Below are 24069 nucleotides of genomic sequence, written 5' to 3' on the forward strand. Positions count from 1 at the left end.
GAGGCCATTCGACAACAATCGTAACGACAGACTGGAGACCTTCGTAGGATTGCTTAACGAAGGTCTCTTTTGTTACATTAATCCATAATTCTCTTGATTTACACAATCTATATCGAATCTTGACGTCGCACTGACACTTGGTTGCTACCTTGGAACAGGATGGATGACTGGATTCAAGCGCTGTCCGTTCCGTTGCCATTCAGAGAGGAGATGATGGAATGAGTCGAAGTCGTTATTCCTTAATTCAGAGGCAGCTGTCTATGCTGCTTGCAATCGTCCTGTTGTCGAGCGGTGCTTGGGGAACTGGCAGCATGTCGGTGCAAGCGTCGCCAAGCCAAGATAACGTCATTATCTCGCAAGTGTACGGTGGAGGAGGCAATTCAGGGGCTCCTCTCCAGAATGACTTCATAGAGCTCTACAATCCTACTAACGCAGACATCATTCTGGATAACTGGTCTATTCAATATGCATCTGCTGCTGCAACAGCTTGGACTGCAACTGCGACGACGGTAATGACTCTATCGGGAACCATCAAGGCCGGGAAGCATTATCTAGCTCAATTAGCAGCTGGAACGAACACGGCTCCAGCTCTCCCAATTCCTGACGCAATAGGAGGGATCACACTTGGGAGTTCAAGCGGCAAGGTTCGCTTGCTGAACGCCTCCTCCGCTGTTGTCGATCTCGTCGGCTATGGAACAGCGAACGAGTTCGAGACAGCAGCAGTCGCTGCACTTACGAACTCTACTGCTGCGATTCGCCAAGGGAATGCGGCAGGGGATCGTGCAGCGGATACCGACAACAACCAAGCCGACTTCCAGACGGGAGCGCCACAGCCCCGCAATTCTTCCTACGGAATGGCTGTTGAGCCGGTACAAGCACTGCCAGCCGCGGGAGCGGTTGCTTCGGGAACAGAGATCACATTAGCCTCTAATACCGTAGGTGCTAGTGTCTATTACCGTGTAGATCCGGCTGCTCCGTTCGAGCTATACTCTACTCCTATAACGGTAACTGCAGCAACGTCGATTGAAGCCTATGCTTCTAAGAGCGGTCTAGCAGACAGCGCCAAGAATACGTTCAGCTACACGCTCGCAGGCGCACCTGTCCTCGTTCCAATCGGAGACGCACGTGAGCTTGCTGTGAACGAGACTGCACTTATCCAGGGAATCGTCACCTACCGGGAGAATACCGGTGCTTATGACAATCTGTATATCCAGGACGGAACGGCCGGCATCGTCGTTCGGGCGAGCAATGGCAGCCTGAATGCAGCGCCTGGTGACAAGATTGAAGCCTATGGTCCAATCACCGTCTACAACGGCCTAGTCCAGCTGGAAGTGAACAAGTCCGGCTTCACAGGCGGCTATCTGAATGTCGTTCAACCGGCACTCCCTCTACCAGCACCGGTGGACCTCACCTCGAATGACTTCGTGCCTGGTACAGGTGGATCGAAGGGTTCCGGCGGGCAATATGAAGGCCGTCTCATCGCTGTCAATAACATCACGGTGACAAGAGGCAGCGGAAGCACCTTCTATGCCGAGGATGCAGCAGGCAAGGAGATTACGATCTACGCCAGATATGCACAGAACGCCTTCACGGTTGGCAGCTCCTATGAGCGGGTGATCGGAGTCATGACGTATCACACGACCTATGGCCTCGAGCTAATGCCGCGCAGCAGCTCGGACATCCTGCAGAACTTGCTATCCGTGCAGGCAAGCGTACCGCCGGGTGGGATCGTCCAAGGCGAAGCGGTTGGGCTGACGACACCAGTCGCGGGAGGAACCATCTACTATACGCTGGACGGGTCTGAGCCGACGGTAAGCAGCACTTTGTACAGCCAGCCGATCCCCGTGAATGCTAACTTGACTATCAAGGCGATTGTCGTCGCTGGAGGAGCAGCAAGCAGTGTGTATTCCTTCACATATCAAGTGCTTCAGCAGGTGGACGGCGTCTCCATCCATGAGCTTCAAGGCGCAAGTCACCAGTCCCTCTACAAGGGCAGCGCCGTGAGCAATGTTGACGGAATTGTAACGTCCATTGTGAATGCGGACAGCTTCTATCTTCAGGAGCCGGATGCGAGTGCGGATAATCTGGCAGCAACCTCGGAAGCGATTCTAGTTAACAGGACGAATCACAATGTGAAGGTCGGTGACCTCGTTAAGGCTGCGGGCAAGGTGAATGAATATACAGGCAGCGCCGCGGATCTGACCGTTACCCGTATCGATGCCAGCACCGTGGAGGTTGTATCCAGCAATCAGCCGCTACCGGCTCCGATCGTACTGGGCAAGAGTGGCAGAGTCATTCCACGGATTATTGATACGGATAACCTGGCTACCTACAACCCGGATGTGGATGCGATTGACTTCTTCGAGAGCTTGGAAGGGATGCGCGTGCAAGTGAGCAATGCCGTCATTACCGGTCCATACTCGGATGCCCCAGGATTGTCTGTTGCGATCGATAATGCTCCGAACAATGCCGTACGTACGCCAGCAGGAGGGGTTATCCTAACGGCAGATGTCCTGGACAAGCCCTTCGAGAGCAGCCTTAATCCCTTGATAATCTACATCAACCGCAAGCCCTCCGTCGCCGTCAAGACGGGCGATCTGCTGAACGGTACAATTGATGGGGTAATGACCTATACACAAGGCTATTACAAGCTGAATCCGGACGGCGCGCTTCCGGCGGTTACGGATGGCAAGCTAGCGCAGACGGTGTCCTCCATCGTCAAGGCGGATGATAAGCTGACGCTGGCTACCTTCAACGTGGAGAACTTCCATGCGAGCCAGACGGATAAGGCAGCGAAGATCGCTGCCATTATGGTGACGAACCTGAAGTCACCCGATATTATTGGCTTGATGGAAGTACAGGACAACAACGGCGAGACGAATAACGGAACGACGGATGCGGCGGGCAGCTTCCAGACGTTGATCGATGCCATTAAGGCGAAGAACGGTCCTACTTACGCCTATACTGATATCGCTCCCCAGAATAACCAGGATGGCGGGGCGCCAGGCGGCAACATTCGTGTCGGCTTCCTGTACAACACGGATCGCGTCACGTTGAAGGCTGGCAAGAGCAAGGGCGATGCGGTTACTCCTGTAGTCGTAGAGTCGAACGGAAGCCTGTCGCTGAATCCGGGCAGAATCGATCCTCAGAACGAGGCGTTTAATTCTTCGCGCAAGCATCTCGCGGCGGAGTTTGTTTTCCAAGGGGAAGAAGTGGTTGTGGTGGCGAATCACTTCAACTCCAAGGGCGGCGATCTGAAGCCATGGGGAAGCACACACCCGGTTACGCGGAGCAGCGAAGTACAGCGCGCGAAGCAAGCGGCGATCGTGAATGGATTCGTTCAGTCGCTGCTGGCGAAGGACAGCCGTCGCAACGTGGTGGTGCTTGGTGACTTGAATGACTTCCAGTTCTCCGCTACGCTTCACACCTTGAAGGGCAATCAATTGACTAACCTGGTAGACAAGCTTCCAGAGAATGCCCGCTATTCCTATGTATACGACGGCAACTCCCAGACGCTGGATCATATTGTGGTGGACAAGCAGCTGGCCGACTATGCTCAGATTGAAGTCGTCCATGTGAATGCGGACTTCGCGGAAGAGCATGGCCGCGTCAGCGACCATGATCCTCTGCTTGCCCAGCTGGATCTGGGGCAGAAGAAGGAAGACAACACCGCAGCAGCCTTCAATCTGCGCGTGCTGCATTCGAATGACACCCATGCCCATCTGGACACAGCACCCAAGAGAATTACCGCCATTAAGGAGCAGAGAACGAGCTCTTCCTTGCTGCTTGATGCAGGCGATGTGTTCTCCGGCACGCTCTACTTCAATCAATACCAAGGGCTAGCTGATGCATGGTTCATGAACTATGCGGGTTATGATGCGATGACGTTCGGCAACCATGAATTCGATATGGGGAGTCCGGTGCTGAAGCCGTTCATTCAGGCCGCGAACTTCCCGTTCGTCAGCAGCAATGCGAACTTCACAGGGGATGCCTCCCTTGCTCCACTGTTCAAGAGCATAGTAGGGGAGCCAGGTGATGTGAAGCAGATCTACCCTGCCCTCATCAAGGAAGTGAATGGACAGAAGGTCGGCCTCATCGGACTTACAACGGAAGATACGGCATCTCTGGCATCTCCAGGGGCGGTGACCTTCAACAGCTACAAGACGAGCGCGGAAGCAGCCGTCAAGCTGTTGAAGGATAAGGGCGTGAACAAGATTATCGCACTCTCACACTTAGGTTATAGCGTGGACAAGCAGCTGGCTGATGAAGTGAGCGGCATCGATATTATTGTAGGCGGGCACTCGCATACCCAGCTGCTTCAGCCCGATGTTCGGCATGAATCGATGGAGCCTACGGTCATCGTTCAGACAGGGGAATACGGCAACTTCCTTGGCCAGCTTGACGTGACGTTCAATCCGGCTGGCGTGCTGACGAAGTGGCAGGGACAGCTCATTGATGTGCTTCCTAAGGCAGATGATTCGGGTGCGGCCGTTCAGCTCGCGAAGTATAAGCTGCCTCTGGATGAACTGAAGAAGACCGTCGTCGGCAAGACGAGCGTTGATCTAGACGGCGAGCGGAACAATGTGAGGAAGAAGGAGACGAACCTCGGCAACCTCATCGCAGACGGCATGCTGAAGAAGGCGCGAAGCCTCGTGAATATGGCAGGAGTCGAGGGATACGTAACGATTCAGAACGGCGGTGGGATCAGAGCGTCTATCCTGAAGCAGGCGCCAGGCAAGACGGACGGGGACATTACCCTTGGGGAAGTCATGACCGTCATGCCGTTCGGCAACAATCTAACCGCGCTGAAGATGACTGGAGCAGAGATTGTTGCAGCTCTGGAGAATGGCGTCAGCGGCGTGGAGTCCGGCCAGGGCAGATTCCCGCAAGTATCCGGCATGCGATTCACTTATGACTCCTCGAAGAAGCCGGAGATTGTGGATGTGGCAACTTCGAAGATTACCCAAGCAGGGGAGCGGATTGTGAAGGTGGAGATGAAGCAGCCGGATGGCAGTTACCGGCTAATTAAGCCAGATGCCTACTACTTCGTAGCAACGAATTCCTTCATGGCCGATGGCAAGGACTTCTATTTATCCATGAAGCAAGCGAAGAATGACGGCCGCCTGTATGAGCTTAATCTCGTAGACTACGAGGTGTTCAACGAGTATCTGAAGAGCTTCACGACGGTCAATATTGGCGTGGAAGGCCGGATCACCGATCTGAAGAGCAGCCAGCCCCCGACGTCGACACCGGGACCTGTGTCACCGGGTGGAACAACACCAACACCTTCGCCGACGCCATCACCGACTCCGTCGCCGAAGCCGACACCGAAGCCAACGCCTAAGCCGACACTTGGCGGCGATGGCGACGGGCCGAAGGACATCGTGAAGCACTGGGCAGCGGAATATATTAAGCTGGCCCTCGAGATCGGCTTCATCAAGGGATACGGAGACGATACGTTCCGACCTGACAAGCCTGCAACGCGGGCAGAGTTCATCACAATGATAGGACGCTTGCTGGTGGATGAGGAGGAAGAAGAGTCGGAGACCGAATTCACCGACAGCACGGACATCCCGGTCTGGGCCCGTTCCTTCGCTTCACAGCTAGCGGATCTGGGCATCATTAAGGGATACGAGGATGGGAAGCTCCGGCCTCAGGAGCTCGTCTCCCGCGAGGAGATGATCGTCATCCTCGTAAGGGCAATGGAGATGGAGATTGATCCGAAGGCGAAGCCAACCTTCTCGGATGCGGCCCAGATCTCTGAGTGGGCACTCCCTTATGTCGCAGCAGCACAAGAGGCAGGACTCATTCAAGGCAGAGGGAACAACACCTTCCACCCGAAGGGGGAGGCTACACGGGCTGAGATTGTAAAGGTTATACTTCTTGCTATAGAAGAGCAGCAATAGCTATAGAAGCAGTAGGGAACAGGGCGATGCCGGATGCGGTATCGCCTTGTTCTATGATCGCCTCCAGCACGCATCAATTGTCACCCTCCTCCCCCTATGTCATAATAGGGACATTATTGGGAATTGATGGAGGTTCAATCAGGTGAGAAGATTCAGGTTAACAAGTGAATGGGTTCTAGTCGCAGCAGCAGCCGTTATCATGTTCATCATTCTATTCATGAAGCCGCTAGTTGGCGTGGCGGACAATGGAGACTTCCTACGGGTTATGATTACCGGGGGCATCAACTATATGGACGATGGGGAGTCGTTCCAGGATCGCTACTTCGGCTTCTTCCACTCCAAGTATGCTTATGTTCCGTTCTCAACAGGAGGCTATGTGTCCTCCCAGATTATTTTCATCGTATTGGCAGGGTTAATTGGGCGAGTCGTTCACCCCGAGTTCTTCGACATTCGGCTGCTCTCGGCGCTGTCTGCCTTGCTCATGCTGTCTGCGCTCTATGTCATCATGAGATACAACAAGTCGAAGTCTATGATCATTAATCTCGTATTCCTTGCAGTCTTATTGTTCATATTCCTGGACGTAGCGTATATGGCGTACTTCAACTCCTTCTTCGGTGAGGCGATTACGCTCATCTTCATGCTCCTCACGTTCGCTCTTGCTCTTGCTATTGTGAGATCAGATGGTGAACCATCCATGAAGCTGCTCACCCTGTTCTACGTCTCGGCACTATTCCTCATTGGTACGAAGCTGCAGAATTCGCCGATCGGCCTGCTGCTACTCGTCGTTGGACTCCGATTCTGGACCCTTAGACAGGACCGGGTATGGCGCAAGCGAATCGTGGTCTGGTCTTCCGTCCTGCTGCTGTTCACCGTCGGCATGTATGTCGCCGCTCCGAAGGAGCTGAAGCATATTAACCTGTACCAGACGGTGTTCTATGGCATACTGAAGGATTCTCCACATGTGGATAAGGATCTGAAGGAGCTTGGTCTGCCGCAGGAGCTGAAGGCGAATGCGGGGACGAACTTCTTCCAAGGGGATACGGTGTACAAGCAGAATGATCCTCTCATCCAGAAGTATGTGTACAACAGGCTAGGTCACAAGGATGTGGGGCTGTATTACTTGAAGCATCCGTCGCGCTTGCTGCAGAAGATGGAGCGGGCCGCGGCGAACGGCATGAGCATTAGGGCCTATTACTTAGGCAATTATGAGAAGGCGGAAGGGAAGAAGTCAGGAGCCTTGTCCTTCGCGTACAGCGGCTGGAGCGAGTTCAAGAATACGAAGCTGCCGAAGAGCTTGGCATTCCTTGCTGTCGTGTACGCAGCTTACTATGCCGTGCTTGCTGCCGAATATGTCCGCCGCAAGGCAGATGCAAGGCGTCAGGTCATGCTGGAGATCTTCGCAGCCATTGGATTGATTGGCATCTTCGCCTTCCTCATTCCGCTCATTGGGGACGGAGAGGCGGACCTAGGTAAGCACTTGTTCCTGTTCAATGTCTGCTTCGATATGATGCTGGTGAGCGGTGTTATCTACGTCACTTCCAAGGTTGTCCAGCTTATCCAACATGCAACTAACAGGCGAGCTGCAGCTTCCAGGCAGTAGGGAACCATTTATCCACAGAGTTGTACACATTACCAACAGGGTATTTAGCCTTATTTTCAACGTTTATACGATAGTTATACACATACCCACAGGGTGGTTTATCCACATTATTTTACGAAATGTTCACAAGCTGTGGTTCGCATACTCCAAATATCCTGTTGACTCTAACGTAACGTCATCCTCTAGGATGAATGTAAGAGGTGATCAAGATGTACCGAATTAATGAGGTGGCGAAGCTGGCAGGGGTAAGCGTCCGGACGCTGCACCACTATGACAGCATCGGGCTGCTCGAGCCGGCTGAGGTGAAGGACAACGGCTACCGGCTGTACAGCGATGAGGACTTAAGCAAGCTCCAGCATATTCTGTTCTTCAAGGAGCTGGACTTCCCCCTGACTCGAATCAAGGAGATCGTAAGCGACCCCGGGTTCGATCAGAAGCGTGCGCTGCACAGTCACAAGGAACTGCTGCTGGAGAAGCTGAGGCGGCTGGAGCGTATCATTCAGTCGGTGGATCTCACCCTTACATCCCTTGAAGGAGGAACAACGATGGACAATAAGGATAAGTTCGAGCCGTTCGATATGAAGAGAATCGAAGAGCACCAGCAGAAGTATGAGCAGGAGACGAAGGAGAAGTACGGGAATACAGACGCGTACAAGGAATCAGCAAGACGCACAGCTGGCTACAAGGAAGAGGATTGGAAGAGAATCCATGACCGCAATGAGGAGCTGTATCGCCAGCTCATTGCGGCAATGCCCAAGGGGCCCGAGGATGAAGAGGTGCAGCAGATAGTTGGAGCTATGCGCCAGCATATTACCGACAACTTCTACGAGTGCTCCACCGAGATCTGGCGCGGGCTAGGGGAGATGTATGTGGCGGACCCAAGGTTCACCGCGAACATCGATAAGGTTCAGGAGGGGCTCGCCAGCTTCCTGCGCGATGCCATCGTCATCTATTGCGACCGGCTGGAAGGAAAGTAAGCCTGAAGCTTGAACACCTTTTCCAATGACCAGATGGTCTAGGAAAGGGTGTTTTTTGTTGTTTTTCAACATGTTATAATGGGGGCTTGGGGAAGGGAATGATGGATCATGTGGCTTACATACTCCTTGCTGGCTGCGGTCGTGTTCGGACTGCGCGGCATTCTATATCATTGGACGAGTCAGCAGCGAATTAATCGGAATCTGCTCCTGTGCGGAGCGTTCTTCATCGGAGCGGTCATCGGGCTGGCAGCGACAATACTCACCGGACAGCCTTGGCATGCCAATGCGCTCATTGGTATCCAGATGGGGCTGTTCTCCTTCGGGGCGAATGCGAGTATGTTCAAGGGCTTCGCCGTGGGCAAGGTATCGATTGTCGCCATCCTGACGGCGCTGCCTGCTGTATTCGTCGTTGCAGCGGCCTTCGTGCTGTGGGGAGAGCAGCCGACGCTGCTGCAGGGGCTTGCCTTCCTGGTCATTCTCGGCGGTGTGCTGCTGGTCCGCTACTCGAATGACATTACCTGGAGCAATATGCAGGGTGCAGGCTGGGCGATGCTGGCAACGGTGCTCTTCGCCTGCAATGACTTGTCAGGCAAGTACTCTACGATAATTAACGGTCCGCTGTTCCCGACGTTATTCTTCATGTTCCTTACTGGAGCGGTATGCTTCGGAGGCTGGTACGTGTATGATCGCCGTCATCACTCAGAAGTTGTGCATAACTGGTCTGTACGGCGTACCTTCCTGACCGGAATGGGCGTAGGGACAACCAACGTGCTCGGCATGGTGCTGCTGCTGAATGCGTTCGAGCTGGGTACGACAGGGCTCGTCTCTGCCGTCGCCGCTTCGAGTGTCATCGTCGTGCTGCTCTATACCCGCTTCGCCATTAAGGAGCCATTCACCGTTCCGGAGACGGCTGGTATCATCACGGCCTTCGTCGGTATTCTCATGATGAGGCTGTTCGGGCATTAAATGTTGTATAATAACGTTGCTAATACGTAATATGACACAATATCTATCCGCTCTACATATACCATTCCTGCTCACTGGGATGTTAAGGGGTGCCATGCTTATGAGTAATCAGCCTATTATTCGCTTCGATGGAGTGTCGAAGCAATATGACAATGATCCCCCTGTCCTGCAAGGGGTCTCCTTCGAGATTGAACGGGGCAAGTTCTATACGCTGCTCGGACCGTCCGGTTGCGGCAAGACGACGATCCTCCGTATGATTGCAGGCTTCACGGAGCCATCGCATGGGGATATCTACTTCAACGGCAAGCGAATTAATAATGTGCCTGCGAATCAGAGACAAGTGAACACGGTATTCCAGGACTATGCGCTGTTCCCGCATCTGAACGTGTTCGAGAATGTCGCCTTCGGCTTGCGGATTAAGAAGATGAAGAGCGCGGATATTACAGCGAAGGTCACCGAAGCGCTGCGCTTCGTCAACCTGGCGGGCTATGAGTCCCGTGAGATTACAGAGATGTCTGGCGGTCAGCGCCAGCGGGTGGCTATTGCCCGGGCAATCGTCAACGAGCCGGAGATCCTGCTGCTCGATGAGCCCTTGTCAGCGCTGGACCTGAAGCTTCGAACCGAGATGCAGTACGAGCTGCGCGAGCTGCAGCGCCGCCTGGGCATTACGTTCATCTTCGTAACGCATGACCAGGAAGAGGCGCTCGCGATGTCCGACGAGATATTCGTACTGAACAAGGGCGTCATCGAGCAGAGCGGAACGCCCATCGACATCTACGATGAGCCGATCAACCGGTTCGTCGCTGACTTCATCGGCGAGTCGAACATTGTCAGCGGGCAGATGCAGGAGGACTTCCTCGTCGCGTTCGCAGGCAAGAGCTTCGAATGTGTCGATGCGGGCCTGAGGCATGGCGAACCCGTTGAGATTGTGATCAGGCCGGAGGATCTGGAGATTGTCCCGCTCGATCAGGGCAAGCTGCAGGTTAGAGCAGATTCGCAGCTGTTCCGCGGGGTCCATTATGAGATCTCCTGCTACGATGAGGCGGGGAATGAATGGCTGGTCCATTCGACGAAGCGAGTGACGGTTGGGGAGCGGATTGGGCTCTTCTTCGACCCGGAAGCTATTCATGTCATGAGGTTCGGAGAGACGGAAGAGGAGTTCGACAAGCGTCTGGAGGCTTATGCCGAGCAAGAGGATGGCCGGGATGAATAGCACCGCTGCCCGCACACGCAATGTATACCTGATCCCGTATATGCTCTGGATTGTGCTGTTCGTCATTGCACCAATCGTGCTGATTGTCTATTACTCGTTCTTCGATGTGGAGGGGAACTTCACGCTAGGGAACTACGTGAAGTTCTTCACACCGACGTATATGCGGATGACGCTGAGCTCATTCTGGTACGCGTTCCTAATTACGGCCTTCTCACTGCTGATTGCTTATCCGACGGCCTATCTGCTGACCAAGACGAAGCATAAGCAGCTGTGGCTGCTGCTCATTATATTGCCAAGCTGGATTAACCTGTTGTTGAAAGCTTACGCATTCCTCGGCATCTTCGGCACCTACGGCTTCGTGAACAGCTTCTTCGAGCTGGTCGGCATCGGGAACAAGCAGATCCTGTTCACCGACTTCAGCTTCGTCTTCGTGTCGGTCTACATCTTCATCCCGTTCATGATTCTGCCGATCTTCAACGCGCTCGAAGAGCTGAATCCCTCGCTTGTGTACGCCGCACGGGATCTTGGCGCTTCGCCGTGGACTGCGTTCCGGCGGGTCATCTTCCCGCTGACGCTGAGCGGAGTGAAGTCTGGCTGTCAAGCGGTCTTCATCCCGGCGCTGTCGCTGTTCATGATTACAAGGCTCATCGCCGGCAACCGGGTCATTACGCTGGGTACGGCAATCGAGCAGCATTTCCTCGTGACGCAGGACTGGGGGATGGGTGCGACGATTGCGGTGTTCCTCATTATCGCGATGGCTATTATTATGGTGCTCACGGGCAATCGGAAGAGGGGGATGAAGCGTGAAGCAGGGCATTAATGAGGGCAGAAGCATGGAACAACGGCTGTCGAGCCCATTCAGATTATCGAATCTGTCTAACCTCTATCTGGTCGCCGTCTTCGCCATCCTGTACGCTCCGATTGTGTACCTGATGGTGTACTCGTTCAACAGCGGCGGCACGATGACCGGCTTCGACGGCTTCACGCTGGAGTGGTACGGCGAGGTATTCGCAGATACACGGCTGCTTATTATTGTATTGAATACGTTCGTCATTGCGCTGCTGTCTGCCGCGATCTCGACGGTGCTTGGAGTTGTTGGCGCGCTGGCGATTCAGCAGGTGCGGAGGAGGCGGCCGCAGAATACGCTGCTGACGCTGAACAATGTCCTTATTGTGAGCCCGGATGTTATTATCGGCGCTTCGTTTTTGATTTTTTTCACCATGCTGGGCATTAAGCTCGGGTTCACGTCGGTGCTGCTGTCGCATATCGCGTTCAGTGTTCCGATCGTCGTCATCATGGTGCTGCCTAAGCTGGAGGAGATGAGCTCGACGCTGCTCGATGCGGCGCGTGATCTCGGGGCTAGCCGCACGGACGTGCTGACGAAGGTGGTGCTGCCGTACATCAAGCCGGGCATCTTCGCGGGCTTCTTCATGGCGCTGACCTATTCCCTGGATGACTTCGCGGTGACATTCTTCGTGACGGGCAACGGCTTCTCCACGCTGTCTGTCGAGATCTACTCGCGGGCCCGTCAGGGCATCTCGCTGTCGATCAATGCGCTGTCGACGCTGATCTTCCTTTTCACGGTCGTGCTCGTCATCGGCTATTACTTCATTAATCGGCGTGCGGCACGGACCCCTGGAATGGAGGCAAGACCATGAAGCAGCTCGTGCGGATGTTCGTTGTTGTGGTGGTGGTTGCGGTTGGGCTCATGTATCTGACTGCTTACTTGAATTCATCTCAGGGTTACACAGGCGGCAATACGCTGACCATCTACAATTGGGGAGATTATATCGACCCCGAACTCATTGCGGAGTTCGAGGAGGAGACCGGCATCAAGGTCATCTACCAGACGTTCGACTCCAATGAGGCGATGCTGACGAAGATTGAGCAGGGAGGCACGACGTTCGATATCAGTATCCCTTCAGAATATGCCATTAGCAAAATGAAAGAAGAAGGGCTGCTCGTGCCGCTCGACAAGTCGAAGCTTCCGAACCTGAAGCATATCGACCCGGCGTTCTTGAACCTGTCGTTCGATGAAGGAAACGAGTATTCCATCCCTTACTTCTGGGGAACGGTAGGCGTCGTGTTCAATCCTGATATGGTAGACGGATTGACATTCAATAGCTGGGAGGATCTATGGGATCCGCGGCTTCGGAACAAGATTCTGCTGCTGGATGGTGCTCGTGAGGTGATGGGGATGGGGCTCAATTCGCTCGGCTACTCGCTTAATGATACCGAGGAGTCGCATCTGCAGGAGGCGAAGAGGAAGCTGAATCGATTGACGCCTAACGTCAAGGCGATTGTCGGCGATGAGATCAAGATGCTGCTTGCGGGTGAAGAGGCAGCGGTTGGGCTGGTATGGTCTGGCGATGCGTCGGAGATTATGGGGGAGAACGAGAAGCTGGACTACGTGGTGCCTAGCGAAGGCTCGAACCTGTGGTTCGACAATATGGTTATTCCTCGGACGGCAAGGAATATCGAGGGCGCGCATCTGTTCATGAACTTCATGCTAGACCCTGAGGTTGCAGCGCGCAATGCAGAGTACGTCGGCTATTCGACGCCGAATGCGAAGGCGCTGGAGTTCCTGCCGGAGGAGATCTCCGGTGACGAGCGGTTCTACCCGAGCCGCGAGCTGACGGGCAAGCTCGAGGTGTACGAGAACCTAGGCAAGCGGATGCTCGCGCACTACAACGAGCTGTTCCTCGAGTTCAAGATGCACCGGAAGTAGGGAATTTCACGTTCACCTCATATCCTCTGCCCACACTTCTACCAGCTCGGCTCGGCTGACATCTCTATTCAGTATCCATTCATCTTCCTCAACGCCTGTATACGGATCAACGGGTACAGCCTAAAGCTACCACGCTGCCGAGACGTCATCACGCCGGACACGTGCCGCAATTGTTACTCCTCGTAAATGATAAGCCGGACGGTATGGCGGTGCACCTGCAACCTCACCAGAGCAGAGTTGATCTCATCCAGCGTCAGATTCCTAACACATTTCTTAAGCCATGACTTGGTATTTACTGGAAATTTTGAGCTAAATTAATAAACAAAAAGCGAAGGTCCACATTAAGGGAGCTTCGCTTTTTGTTTAGTTCACTTAATTAAAGGCACTATCCTTGTAAATTTGAAAGTGGTGTATCATAGTCATAAACATATTGCGCAATTCCAAGGGTAGGAAGGGTGTTATAGAATGCAGCACATGCATAGGTTGAACCTGAACCTCCGGAAATTAAACCGATTGCTGCGTTATCTGTTGTTCTAAAAACAATTCCGCCACTGTCTCCTACTGTACTAAAATCAGTACCGGAGACACGAATTCCGCCCGTGACACTAACAATAACATTATTAGATGTAGTAAAATCTGTATATAACCTCATGTTATAATTATAATTAACCTCGGCGATTGTACCAATTTTAAATCCAGTTGTTGCTCCCACTTTTGCTATCTGTGTACCAACTTGAGGAGTTGCATATGCTTTGATCTTTGAAACTGTATCTGCTTGAGCATGACTATACCATTGTGCATTTAGGGCTAAAGAAGTATTTGTAAGTTTGATAAGACCGATATCTTTATCTTTCCCATCTTGTAACGCTTGGCTATAATGCTGCCAACCAATCCAATTATATTCATTTGAATCCAATTTTCCATTACTATTTGAGTCAAGACCACCATCAGCATACCCACTGCCACCTGTGGTACTTGCATTTGAATGTGGGAAAAGTACACAATGCCCCGCTGTAACCATAAAGGCTTGACTGCTTTTAGTACCCATTAAGCCAGATGTGCAATAACTGGTAGTTTTATATGTACCAGAAGATGGACTTGATTTTTCAGTTGCACTAGTATCTGGAAGAATTTTAATCCCTGCACTTAAAGTTTTAAAGGGATAGTCCACTGCATATTGAGGATTTACTAACGGTTCTGCAGGCATAAAGTTAAACACATCTCCGTAAGTATTGACCAATTGATCTTTCTCTTCAGTAGACAGATCAGCACGAATATTAATCACTTCATTTGCAGTATTTATACCCGTGGAAACGTTCTGTTTATCCTTTAATTGTCTAAAAACAGCGTCATTAATACTGGCTAAATCTTTAAAAGCGTGCTTAGCTTCCTTGAACTTAATTTTAGTCCCCAGCTTATCAGACAATTCCTTTTTTAACTCTTTAATTTCCTTTAGATTATCATTTGAAACTAGAAATACAACTTGCTCATTTTCGTTATCAATGTAGAATGTTGCTTGATCATTTAGAGCTGCATAATCTGGAACTTCAATTTGCAATTCTTTAGTTCCATTGTTTACCGTACGATTTGTCTTGAAGACTTTCATGACTTCCTGATCAATTACAGGGGTAACCTGGGCTTGAAAATTTTCAACTCTTGTATTAACGTCCTCATTTGCGCTTGTCTTTTGGCCGGGAAGATACAAGCTTCCTAAAACTAAAGTAGACGTTAGTCCCATCAATAATGCTTTTCTTGGTTGCAAGTTATTCTCTCCTCACTCATAGTTGAATAATACATACTATAATCTACCTTATGATGAAAAGACTTGTACAGTAAATAAATGTTAAAAATTGATTTTTTAAAATTTTTAGTTAACACCATTTAAAACCCGCAACTTTATATGTTCTCCTACGTCTAATATGTGGTAAGTCTCATTAGGATGACCTGCTATATCGTTTACATTCAATTAATGAGATACGAGAATTACAACAAGAGGAGGAATATTACATGTTTAAAGCAGCGGTAATTGGTGGATTATTTTGCTCCGTGGTAATTTTTGGGCATTTTAATATCCATTCAACGAAAGTTAATGCAAACGAGACTGAATTTAAAAAAAATCAAGAACTTCAATCACAAGTAACTCCAATAATAGATGGAGAGATAATAAAATTCTTTAAAGAGAATAAGACAATTAACAACGTAGGAACTAACGTTCCTAACTACGAAGAATTTAGTAATTTTGCAACGATATACTATGATAATGAAAAGTCCCAAGTTGTATTTAATGTTATAAAAAACACTTCTGAAATGAAACAAATAGAGATTGATCTAACAGATAAGTTGGGTTCAAAAGTAAAGTTTACTAATGCAAAGCATAGCTTTAAAGAATTGGAGGAGATCAACACAGAAATATTCGAAAAGTTAAAAAATAGAGGAGACGTATCTACTGGAATTGATACTAAAAATGAAGTTGTAAATATTCATGCAAACCTAAGTATTGCAGAAGAAAAAGAGTTAGTTGATCTATATGGTGATACTATAAATATATTGCCGTCTGATGGGATTATAGAAACTAGGTAACCCTCTTACGCGCCTTTGTGCGGTCGTTGTTAACGGGGAACGTTAGTTGAATTACAACTGCGGCAGTCTAAGGCTTTATTTTTCAAGTCTTGGCCTGCCGCTGTTTCTTTATGGATCAGTCTAATACTTATTTTGTAAATGCTGAAGATCCTTCAATTCAAAAACCGCGGTAATTCAACGACTTCAGTCCAATACTTTAACTTCAACTGACAGCAACACTGATTTTAGGGAACAAAAAAGTCGCGTATGGCGCCCGATCTTTATTGGCGGTTCTTGTAAGAACAAGGGATGTTCCCGGCGGTTACCCCTAGTCATCCCTTCCCAATGCGTATACACCTATTTGAGAACAGGATTAACAAAGGCTGCGCCTTTACCTTTCTCTAGCTCAAATGCGATCTTTAACTTTTTCACGCTCTTAACTTCAACTTTGACCTTGACAACATCCCCGGCCTTCGTCTGTACGCTTCGGTACAGTTCCTTATCGTCTCCAAAAATAATCAACGCGCATGAAGTATCGCGATCCTTATACTTGTCATCAATACCGAACTCACCTGCTAACACATCATATTTGCCCTCCAGATTGTAATCCACCTCATAAAGTTTCCCACCGGACCAATCAGCGCTAAAGTAAATGCCTGTACTGTAGATTTTGCCAGATAGTGCCGTTTGCATCGGCTTAGTAGCATTATAAACCTCTATATAATTGTCTGCTCTCGCATAATATAAAGCAGTTAGAGGGGTTTCGTTGGGGTTTTTGCCAATGTAGACGCTGTTAGCAGTCCCATCCCAAGTTACACTGCTTTAATTTTCTTCGATACTGGCTCAGCAAACACCGTAGTTACTGAATCGTGCTACCTTCCCGCAGAGCCAAGCCCAGTTCATTGAAGTGTATTCGGATCGTGTCGAGATTGAACGAGTGGCGTTCAACGCGGATTCTGGTTCAACTTATGTTGGCGGAGTGTGGCAAGGGGGCGGCAATGCTCCTTACAGCAGCGCGGGATCGCTGGCAGGCGATCGCTGGGTAATTAGCTTAGATGGCAGCACGATAGAGGAGATTAAGTATAACTTCGTCTATACGAACGCACAGCGTAACAAGGCTGCGCCTCAATTCCCCGCCGAAGCTCAAGTTAAGGTGACGTTAGGGGAGGATAACGTTCCGCAGCTGGCCTTACGGCAAGCCCAAGACGATCAATCCATGCACCATTATAAGATCAAGGTGTTGAACGCACGTACGAGCGCGGTTGAGAAATCGTATAACGTATTATCGGAATACTATGTGTCACCTACGCCTAATCAATTGAGTTTTCCTATGGATGGTCTGAAGGAGGCAACGAGTTACATCCTTACCGTAACGGCGGTGGACGCTTATGGTAACAGAAGCGATAAGGTTCAAACGAACTTCAGAACAGGCGGTACGGAACCGGAATTAAAGCCTATCGACCCGAGAACATGTGGAAAGGCCTCGTATCCGATATGAAATTCGACGACAGCCTGAACGAGTCAGCGGCAGACTCTCAAGGAATGGCGGCTATGGCCGGCAGTGTATCCTACATGGAAGGCAAGGTTGGGAGAGCGGTCAGTATCGGCGCAGGCAATGACAATTATATTGATCTGGGCAATAGACCGGATCTGAAGTTCGGGAACGACAGCTTCACCGTATCCTTCTGGCACGCAGGTAATCTGAAGGGCGATCAGACCATTATATCCAATAAAGATTGGAATTCTGAAGGGAATATCGGCTGGTACATCGGGCCAAGGGTTGCGAATGCGATGTCGTTGAACATGGGCAACGGCTCGGGGGGACGCATAGACATGGATGCCGCCAGCGTTGGAACCGAATGGCATCACTTCACAATATCCGTTGATCGTGCCGCAGGTTCAGCCCAGATCTATGTGGACGGGACCGAACAAGCATCTATCAGCCTCGCCCCAATAGGTACGTCAAGTATGGACACAGCGAATAACATCATCCTGGGGGCGGACGGCCGGAAAAAATACGGAGACGCGTCGGTGACGCTTGATGAACTGAAGATATGGAATCACTCGCTGTCAGACGAAGAAGCCGTGGCACTGTCCGATTCGTACAAGGCGGAGACTGTCTATTATACACATGAGCAACTATCGCCGAAGCAGAGGACTTCACTTCCTCTATTCAGAACACGGCAGGCTTGTCATTAACGCCTCCAGTCCTGAATGAATTGACGGTCCGCCTGGCCGAAGCCAAGGTACTTGACGCTGACGGCGAGGTGAAGGCAATCGACCAAGCTTATATTAATCTTATGTGGGCACTGAAGTCCGCACAGGAATCCGTCATCTATACCTTTATCCCAAAATCGTCCTTTGCCATTGAATCGTACAGCTCTTATGACGATTATGAGGGTAATATGCCGCAGTACATTCTGGATGGGCTGCCTTCAACCATCTGGCATACGAAGTGGCTGCAGCCCGTACCTGACTTCCCGCATTGGATCATCATTGACATGCAAGAGACCTTCAAGCTCAGCGGTATTCAGAGAATGAGCCGGCTTAATCATAACGCAAAGGAATTCCCAAAACCATTCGAGCTTTACGCTTCGGATAACCTGGCCGACTTGAGCGACCCGAATTACCTCGGCGACGAGACGAACCGGGCAGCGGGGACCTTCGGACAGACATGGTCCGGGTCGGTCTACCGTGACTTCGCCAAACTGAACAAGCCGGTGACAGGCCGCTATGTCAAGCTCGTTATCAACAGCACGTATGGCACAGCCGGAACGTTCACCAGCATGAGTGAAGTTGATCTCACCGGTGAAGCTGTTCGACCAGAGCTAAGCGGGAACGTATCATTCGCCTTCGACGGCAATACGGACTCTGATCTGTCTGTCACCGAGAAGGGAACCCTTCACTATGCTGAAGGCCGAATTGGACAAGCCCTTCAATTCCAATCGACGAGCGAAGCGACTGCGCCGTACATCGACTTCGGCCAGACGGACCAGTTGAGATTCGGAGAGAATCAGGACTTCTCCGTGGCGTTCTGGGTGAAGACTCCTGGCGTTAACGCTGACCCTGCCATTATATCGAATAAAGACTGGGCAAGCGGAGGCAATATTGGCTGGTATATCGGGTTGAACGGGACGAATTTCCTATGGAACTACCGTACATCCGGAAGCACCCGCCAAGACATCTCCATCCCGATCGGGGACAACGTGTGGCATCATGTCGCCATTACGCATGATCGTGATGGCTACGCCAGAATCTATAAGGATGGCAAGCTTACCCAAGAAAAATCCATTAGCAATAGCAAAGGTACAATCGATACGAGCTATACGACAAAAATCGGAGTCGACGGAAAAGGGACGTTATGGGGGAACCGATTCGACGCCTTGCTTGACGATATGCATATTATCGGGAAGCCATTACGGCAGATGCGGTACAAGAGCTGTATAAGAAGGCGCCAAGAGCTAGTTAACGTTACACCGCTGGAAGCAACGAATAAGTCGTTCACTTCTCAGAGCAGTAACCCTAAGGTGGCGGACGTACAGAATCAGAACGGAACGTTAATCACTCAGGCGAATGAGACGGGAACAACCACCATATCCGTGACGTCAGAGGATGGGAGTCATGTCGCGGAAGCTATCCTTACGGTTGAGAATTTGATTGATGTGAATGCAGATGGGCTTCTGACCAAGGAAGATATGGAGTTAACCGGGAAGCTGAGCGGCTCCAAGCTGGCCGATCAGAGATGGGAGGAAGCGAAGAAGGCGGATCTTAATCTGGATGGCAAAGTCAATGGCCTCGATGTCCAGATCATTCATGCCGAGTTGAAGAAGTTCGACAAATATCCGTTATTCAAGCATGTATTCGTCATTGGCTTGATGGTGCAGGCAGCTTTGTCCAGCAAGCCAACGCGCCGCGCATGAATTTTTCGCGAGGGTGCTGTCACTTATGAAGCGAAAACAGAAGTCCAGTGGTCCTTCCTGGGGGGCAATGCTTCACGGGGTATGCTACATTACGCACAAGGAAGATAACGGTACACTAGGCAATCCGTTTGCGGAGAATGCTCCATATCCATCGTTCATGAAGCTGTTGAAGCAAGAGCGTCCAGCATCGACAACAGCGGCGCTTCTCAATTGGAACCCCATCTACCACGGTCTGATTGAGCGCTCGGCTGAAGCCTACTTCGACACGGCTGGCGATGATGCCATTACGCAGAAAGCGGTAAATTATATCCAAACAAAAGGGAAGGAAACGCAAGTAACGCTCATCCACTTGGATGAACTCGATGGGGCGGGTCATAGTACCGACTACGGCAGTGAAGCCTATTACAAGCAATATGAGAAAACAGACAAGAACGTAGGGATTATTCTGGATGCCATCCGCGACGCTGGATTAATGGAAGACAGTCTTATTATAATGACGACCGATCATGGCGGCCATAACTATACGCATGGAACAGCAGTTCCAAGGGATACGACGATCTTCTGGGCCGCTCGCGGCAAGGGTATCAACCCAGGAACCATGCTCACGTCTCCTGTGCAGATTAAGGATACGGCAGCGGTCATTGTTAATGCGCTTCGTCTAGAAACACCGGCCGCGTATGAAGGCCAGATTCCGAACGGGCTGTATCAAGGGAAGAAAGGCAAAGATGACAAATAGGCAGCCATTCCTTTCTATGTAAAACAAGCTCCCGGGAATTCCGGGAGCTTGTTATTTTGAGAGAAAAAAATCAAACAATTACTCTTCCCCGTCATTCGGCTCCGGGCGATCCGGCAGCTGGCTCACGTAGCTGTCGCTCAGATGGAGCAGCTCCAGCGCACGATTGAACTCATCTTCCGTGGATGCGGAGGCTTCGGTGATGTCGCTTCCGGACAGCGTATAGTGCTTGCCGTCCTCGAAGCCGCTGCCTGGCAGGAACAGCTCTTCGTTGTTCACGAATGAGCCTGTAGGCAGGTAATAACGCTGCGGCAGCAGATTGTATTGCTTCTGATTGAGCAAGTCCTGCCCGAAGTGAATCTGATCCTTCATCGATACGCCGAGCAGGTTAGCCAGCGTCGGCAGAATATCGACCTGACCGCCAAGCTGCTTGAATTCGGCAGCTGTCGTTACGCCCTGTCCCGCAATAACGAATGGCACGTTAATCATGTCTCTCTCCAGATAAGTGCGGCCGAAGATCTCCTCCAGCAGTACACGATCGTCCTCGTCAAGCGAGAAGACCGGCAGTCCGCGGTGATCCCCATAGAACATCAGGATACTGTCCTCCAGCAGCCCTCTCTTCTCCAGGTCAGCCAGGAATAATCCAAGGCAATAATCCGCATAATTCTGAGATTGAATATAATTGCCAACATAAGTGTCAACATACCGCTCTGGCAAGGTCATCTTGTACTTCTCTTCCGGCAGCTTGAACGGGTTATGAGCCGACATCGAGATGACATGAGCGTAGAACGGCTGCTCCTTCGCATCCATTCTCTGAAGCTCTTCCGCAGTCTTGCTGTACAGCACTTCGTCGGAAGGCCCGAACCACAGCTCATCATTGCCTTCGCCGTAGAAGGACTTGTCATAATATCGATTGAAGCCTAGACCATCGTACAGCTCCCCACGGTTCCAGAAGTCCACTTCATTCGTATGGAAGGTAGCCGTATCATAACCGTACTTCTCCAGTAATCTCGCGATGCTCGGCAGCTCCTTCTTCGCATAGATCTGTGTAGCCGGGCCGTTAGGTGGTACGTAGAAGGAAGTGTTCACCACGAACTCCGCATCCGACGTATTCCCCTGCCCAACCTGCTGATAGAAGCGTGGGAAGTAATAGTTGCTATGAGCGAGCTTGTTCATAACCGGCGTAATCTCTTGACCGTCAATCTTCAGATCAATTAAGAAGTTCTGGAATGACTCCATCTGCAAGATAATGACATTCTTACCCTTCGCCTTACCGAACATAACCGGTGCAGCTGGTTCCTTAATTCCCTTCACTCCGTTAATGGAGGATTGGGTAATGAGATTTTTCTCAATAGGTGTATTCTCATTGTTCGCCAGCAGACTGTAAGCTTCGTAGTTCAGAATGCCCATCTGCTCCGCCTTCACCGTCTCATTAATACTCCCTGTATGGGGCAGAATATTGAGCATGCAGGCGAATAGGGCAACAGAGAATACTGCGGCAACCGTCTTGCGGCTCGTCCTTGCAGCGAAGGCGAGCTTCCACCCTACGGCAATTTTACGGCGCAGCAGCACATAAGCGAGAATCAGGATGTCCATATAGATCAGCAGATATTTCGGATGGATGACGGAGAAGATGCTTTTCTTAACCGCCCCGACCTGATTGGCTTGCTCGAGAACATGATAGGTTGGAATAATGCCGAAGTGCCTGTAATACACAATCAAGGTGAAAAACAAAATCGTAATTAACAAATTCACAATGAGATACATCAGCAATTTGTTTTTTGTAGAGAACCATTCAATTACACAGAACACAATTAAAATAATCGGCAGCTCCTTCAGCCAGATCGTCCAGAACGAGCCTTCCTCGAATAGAACGGTCCAGGTAAGGTAGCTTTTCACTAACATAATCAGGGAGAAGACCAAGATTGACTTGGTACTCCACTTCCGGGGCAAACTAAGAGCCATATACGATCTTCCTCTCCGTACGTCTAACAGCAGTGCTGAGACCATATTTGCATACCTCTTACGCTTCCATCCACTCATCGAGCCTGCTTGTTAGACTAGTTATCATCTTCGCCATCTCATGAGGAGTCTTCGTCATTCCCGTCTCGAACCAATGCTGGATCATGCCAAGATTGGCGGAGAACATATATGCAATGAGGTAATCACGCGAGATGGGCGACTCCGGGTGCTGCTCTTGAACAGATGTCTTGTTATAGAAGGTACTCTGCAAGTAATGCTTAAGCTTATACAGGTACGCGGGATCGCCCTTAGGCCCTAGCAGCATACTGAAAAACCGCCGGTGCTGTACAAGGTACTCGAATACTCCAATCAACACGGGATGCGGCTCTCCATCCTTGAGCAATGAATCCTCCATAGACAGCTCTGCGGATAGATTGAGCAGGCCTTGCATCATCTCTTCCTTGCTCTCTTCGAGCAGATGATCCATGTCACGGTAATGCAGGTAGAAGGTTCCGCGGTTGAGTCCAGCCTTCTCTGTCAGATCACGGACCGTTATTCCTTCGAAGCCATTCTCCTCGATCAGCTCAATTAGCGCATGGCCAAGCAGCTGCTTGGTGCGCACGATTCTACGATCTATTACAGGGTTCAATCTCGTTCAACACCTCTCATAACTAGCAAGGGCTGCTACTCTATCTCATCTATTTAATAGACATATCGAACATTAATGAACACAACGTTGATTTTATAACATTATGTAAAGACAAAGCAACCCCTAGAAGATGGCGATTCCAGCCATATGCTAGAACTCGTCCCCCCCCATTGGTAAAAAAATCACTCCTTCATGATCTGCCTCCGCAGAGGGAATACTATGGGCACGGAAGACAGTGAAGGAGGCGATAGGCGACATGAATCAAGCACTAATTACCGCATTAGTTGCGGTGGGGGCTGCTCAATTGCTGAAGGTTCCGATTCAGTATGCGAACACGAAGGAATGGAAGCCGGACAAGCTAGTGGGGACAGGCGGCATGCCAAGCTCACATTCCAGCGGCGTAGCGGCGTTAGCTTCTTATACCGCACTTAAGTACGGCATCCGAACACCAGAGTTCGCGATAGCCTCTATGCTTGGCATCATCGTCATGTACGATGCGATGAACATACGTAGGCATGCAGGGGAGATTGCGATGCAGGTCAATGACCTGGACGTCGATGTGGAGAAGCTGGCCGGCGGACAGCCAGGTATCTATCACGTCCGGCGCAAGGAGAAGCTGAAGGAGTCGCTTGGTCATCAGCCTGCTGAGGTTGCGGCGGGGGCAATACTAGGTGCAGCCATCGGAGCAGCAAGCGCGCTTGCGGTGAAGTCTGGCTACTCATGAGGTTCAGCTATTAATGAAGGGATTCTCGCAAGGCGGCAGGCTCCTCTGAACGGTACTTCGGGGGAGCTTATTCATACGCGGATATTCGGTGATAAGCGAAGAGAGTGATCTATGCTAGAATAGAAGCATTCA

18 protein-coding genes are annotated in these 24069 nt (G+C 50.7%); 14 read left to right on the plus strand and 4 right to left on the minus strand.

The window, feature by feature from the left end; genetic code table 11:
* The first annotated feature begins 218 nt into the window (after positions 1-218).
* From ACFO9Q_RS18665 to ACFO9Q_RS18700, 8 genes are all read left to right on the plus strand, one after another.
* Positions 219-5906 (plus strand): S-layer homology domain-containing protein, encoded by a 5688-nt coding sequence (locus ACFO9Q_RS18665; RefSeq protein WP_379184889.1) that lies wholly within the window; start codon positions 219-221, stop codon positions 5904-5906.
* A gap of 142 nt (positions 5907-6048) precedes the next feature.
* A complete protein-coding gene (locus tag ACFO9Q_RS18670; RefSeq protein ID WP_379184891.1) occupies positions 6049-7506 on the plus strand; it encodes a hypothetical protein in 1458 nt (485 codons plus the stop codon).
* A 209-nt stretch (positions 7507-7715) separates the two neighbouring features.
* Positions 7716-8483, plus strand: a complete 768-nt coding sequence (locus ACFO9Q_RS18675; RefSeq protein WP_379184893.1) for a MerR family transcriptional regulator — start codon at positions 7716-7718, stop codon at positions 8481-8483.
* A 108-nt stretch (positions 8484-8591) separates the two neighbouring features.
* Positions 8592-9449: an EamA family transporter gene (locus ACFO9Q_RS18680; RefSeq protein WP_379184895.1), complete on the plus strand. Its 858-nt coding sequence runs from the start codon at positions 8592-8594 to the stop codon at positions 9447-9449.
* Positions 9450-9549: 100 nt separating this feature from the next.
* On the plus strand, positions 9550-10662 hold the full coding sequence (locus ACFO9Q_RS18685; RefSeq protein WP_379184897.1) for an ABC transporter ATP-binding protein: 1113 nt from the start codon (positions 9550-9552) through the stop codon (positions 10660-10662).
* Positions 10655-11482: an ABC transporter permease gene (locus ACFO9Q_RS18690; protein ID WP_379184899.1), complete on the plus strand. Its 828-nt coding sequence runs from the start codon at positions 10655-10657 to the stop codon at positions 11480-11482. The genes ACFO9Q_RS18685 and ACFO9Q_RS18690 overlap by 8 nt, the downstream gene beginning before the upstream one ends.
* Before the next feature lie 13 nt (positions 11483-11495).
* Positions 11496-12320 (plus strand): ABC transporter permease, encoded by an 825-nt coding sequence (locus ACFO9Q_RS18695; RefSeq protein ID WP_379185019.1) that lies wholly within the window; start codon positions 11496-11498, stop codon positions 12318-12320.
* Positions 12317-13390: an ABC transporter substrate-binding protein gene (locus tag ACFO9Q_RS18700; protein ID WP_379184901.1), complete on the plus strand. Its 1074-nt coding sequence runs from the start codon at positions 12317-12319 to the stop codon at positions 13388-13390. The genes ACFO9Q_RS18695 and ACFO9Q_RS18700 overlap by 4 nt, the downstream gene beginning before the upstream one ends.
* A gap of 385 nt (positions 13391-13775) precedes the next feature.
* Here ACFO9Q_RS18700 and ACFO9Q_RS18705 read toward each other — a convergent pair whose 3' ends face one another.
* A complete protein-coding gene (locus ACFO9Q_RS18705) occupies positions 13776-15152 on the minus strand; it encodes a S1 family peptidase (RefSeq protein ID WP_379184903.1) in 1377 nt (458 codons plus the stop codon).
* A 245-nt stretch (positions 15153-15397) separates the two neighbouring features.
* On the opposite strand from ACFO9Q_RS18705, the gene ACFO9Q_RS18710 reads away from it, so the two are divergent.
* Positions 15398-15970, plus strand: a complete 573-nt coding sequence (locus tag ACFO9Q_RS18710; protein WP_379184905.1) for a hypothetical protein — start codon at positions 15398-15400, stop codon at positions 15968-15970.
* A 336-nt stretch (positions 15971-16306) separates the two neighbouring features.
* On the opposite strand, the gene ACFO9Q_RS18715 is transcribed toward ACFO9Q_RS18710, so the two are convergent.
* On the minus strand, positions 16307-16642 hold the full coding sequence (locus ACFO9Q_RS18715; RefSeq protein ID WP_379184907.1) for an NPCBM/NEW2 domain-containing protein: 336 nt from the start codon (positions 16640-16642) through the stop codon (positions 16307-16309).
* Between the two features lie 244 nt (positions 16643-16886).
* On the opposite strand from ACFO9Q_RS18715, the gene ACFO9Q_RS18720 reads away from it, so the two are divergent.
* From ACFO9Q_RS18720 to ACFO9Q_RS18735, 4 genes are read left to right on the plus strand one after another with little or no spacing between them, the layout of a single operon-like run.
* Positions 16887-17447: a hypothetical protein gene (locus ACFO9Q_RS18720; RefSeq protein ID WP_379184909.1), complete on the plus strand. Its 561-nt coding sequence runs from the start codon at positions 16887-16889 to the stop codon at positions 17445-17447.
* Positions 17444-18148 carry a LamG domain-containing protein gene (locus ACFO9Q_RS18725; protein ID WP_379184911.1) on the plus strand — a complete coding sequence of 235 codons (705 nt, stop codon included), beginning with the start codon at positions 17444-17446 and terminating at the stop codon, positions 18146-18148. The genes ACFO9Q_RS18720 and ACFO9Q_RS18725 overlap by 4 nt, the downstream gene beginning before the upstream one ends.
* Positions 18139-19869, plus strand: a complete 1731-nt coding sequence (locus ACFO9Q_RS18730; RefSeq protein ID WP_379184913.1) for a LamG-like jellyroll fold domain-containing protein — start codon at positions 18139-18141, stop codon at positions 19867-19869. The genes ACFO9Q_RS18725 and ACFO9Q_RS18730 overlap by 10 nt, the downstream gene beginning before the upstream one ends.
* A 25-nt stretch (positions 19870-19894) precedes the next feature.
* Positions 19895-20605: an alkaline phosphatase family protein gene (locus ACFO9Q_RS18735; RefSeq protein ID WP_379184915.1), complete on the plus strand. Its 711-nt coding sequence runs from the start codon at positions 19895-19897 to the stop codon at positions 20603-20605.
* 78 nt (positions 20606-20683) lie between these two features.
* On the opposite strand, the gene ACFO9Q_RS18740 is transcribed toward ACFO9Q_RS18735, so the two are convergent.
* Together ACFO9Q_RS18740 and ACFO9Q_RS18745 are read right to left on the minus strand one after the other, a co-directional pair.
* Positions 20684-22567 (minus strand): LTA synthase family protein, encoded by a 1884-nt coding sequence (locus tag ACFO9Q_RS18740; protein ID WP_379184917.1) that lies wholly within the window; start codon positions 22565-22567, stop codon positions 20684-20686.
* A gap of 58 nt (positions 22568-22625) precedes the next feature.
* On the minus strand, positions 22626-23213 hold the full coding sequence (locus ACFO9Q_RS18745) for a TetR/AcrR family transcriptional regulator (protein WP_379184919.1): 588 nt from the start codon (positions 23211-23213) through the stop codon (positions 22626-22628).
* A 256-nt stretch (positions 23214-23469) separates the two neighbouring features.
* Here ACFO9Q_RS18745 and ACFO9Q_RS18750 point away from each other — a divergent pair, with 256 nt between their 5' ends.
* Entirely contained in the window at positions 23470-23937 is a 468-nt protein-coding gene (locus ACFO9Q_RS18750) for a divergent PAP2 family protein (protein ID WP_379184922.1), read from the plus strand.
* Positions 23938-24069 lie beyond the last annotated feature (132 nt).

This window comes from Paenibacillus sp. GCM10023252, assembly GCF_042653305.1.
In the GTDB taxonomy this organism is placed as follows: Bacteria; Bacillota; Bacilli; order Paenibacillales; family Paenibacillaceae; genus Pristimantibacillus.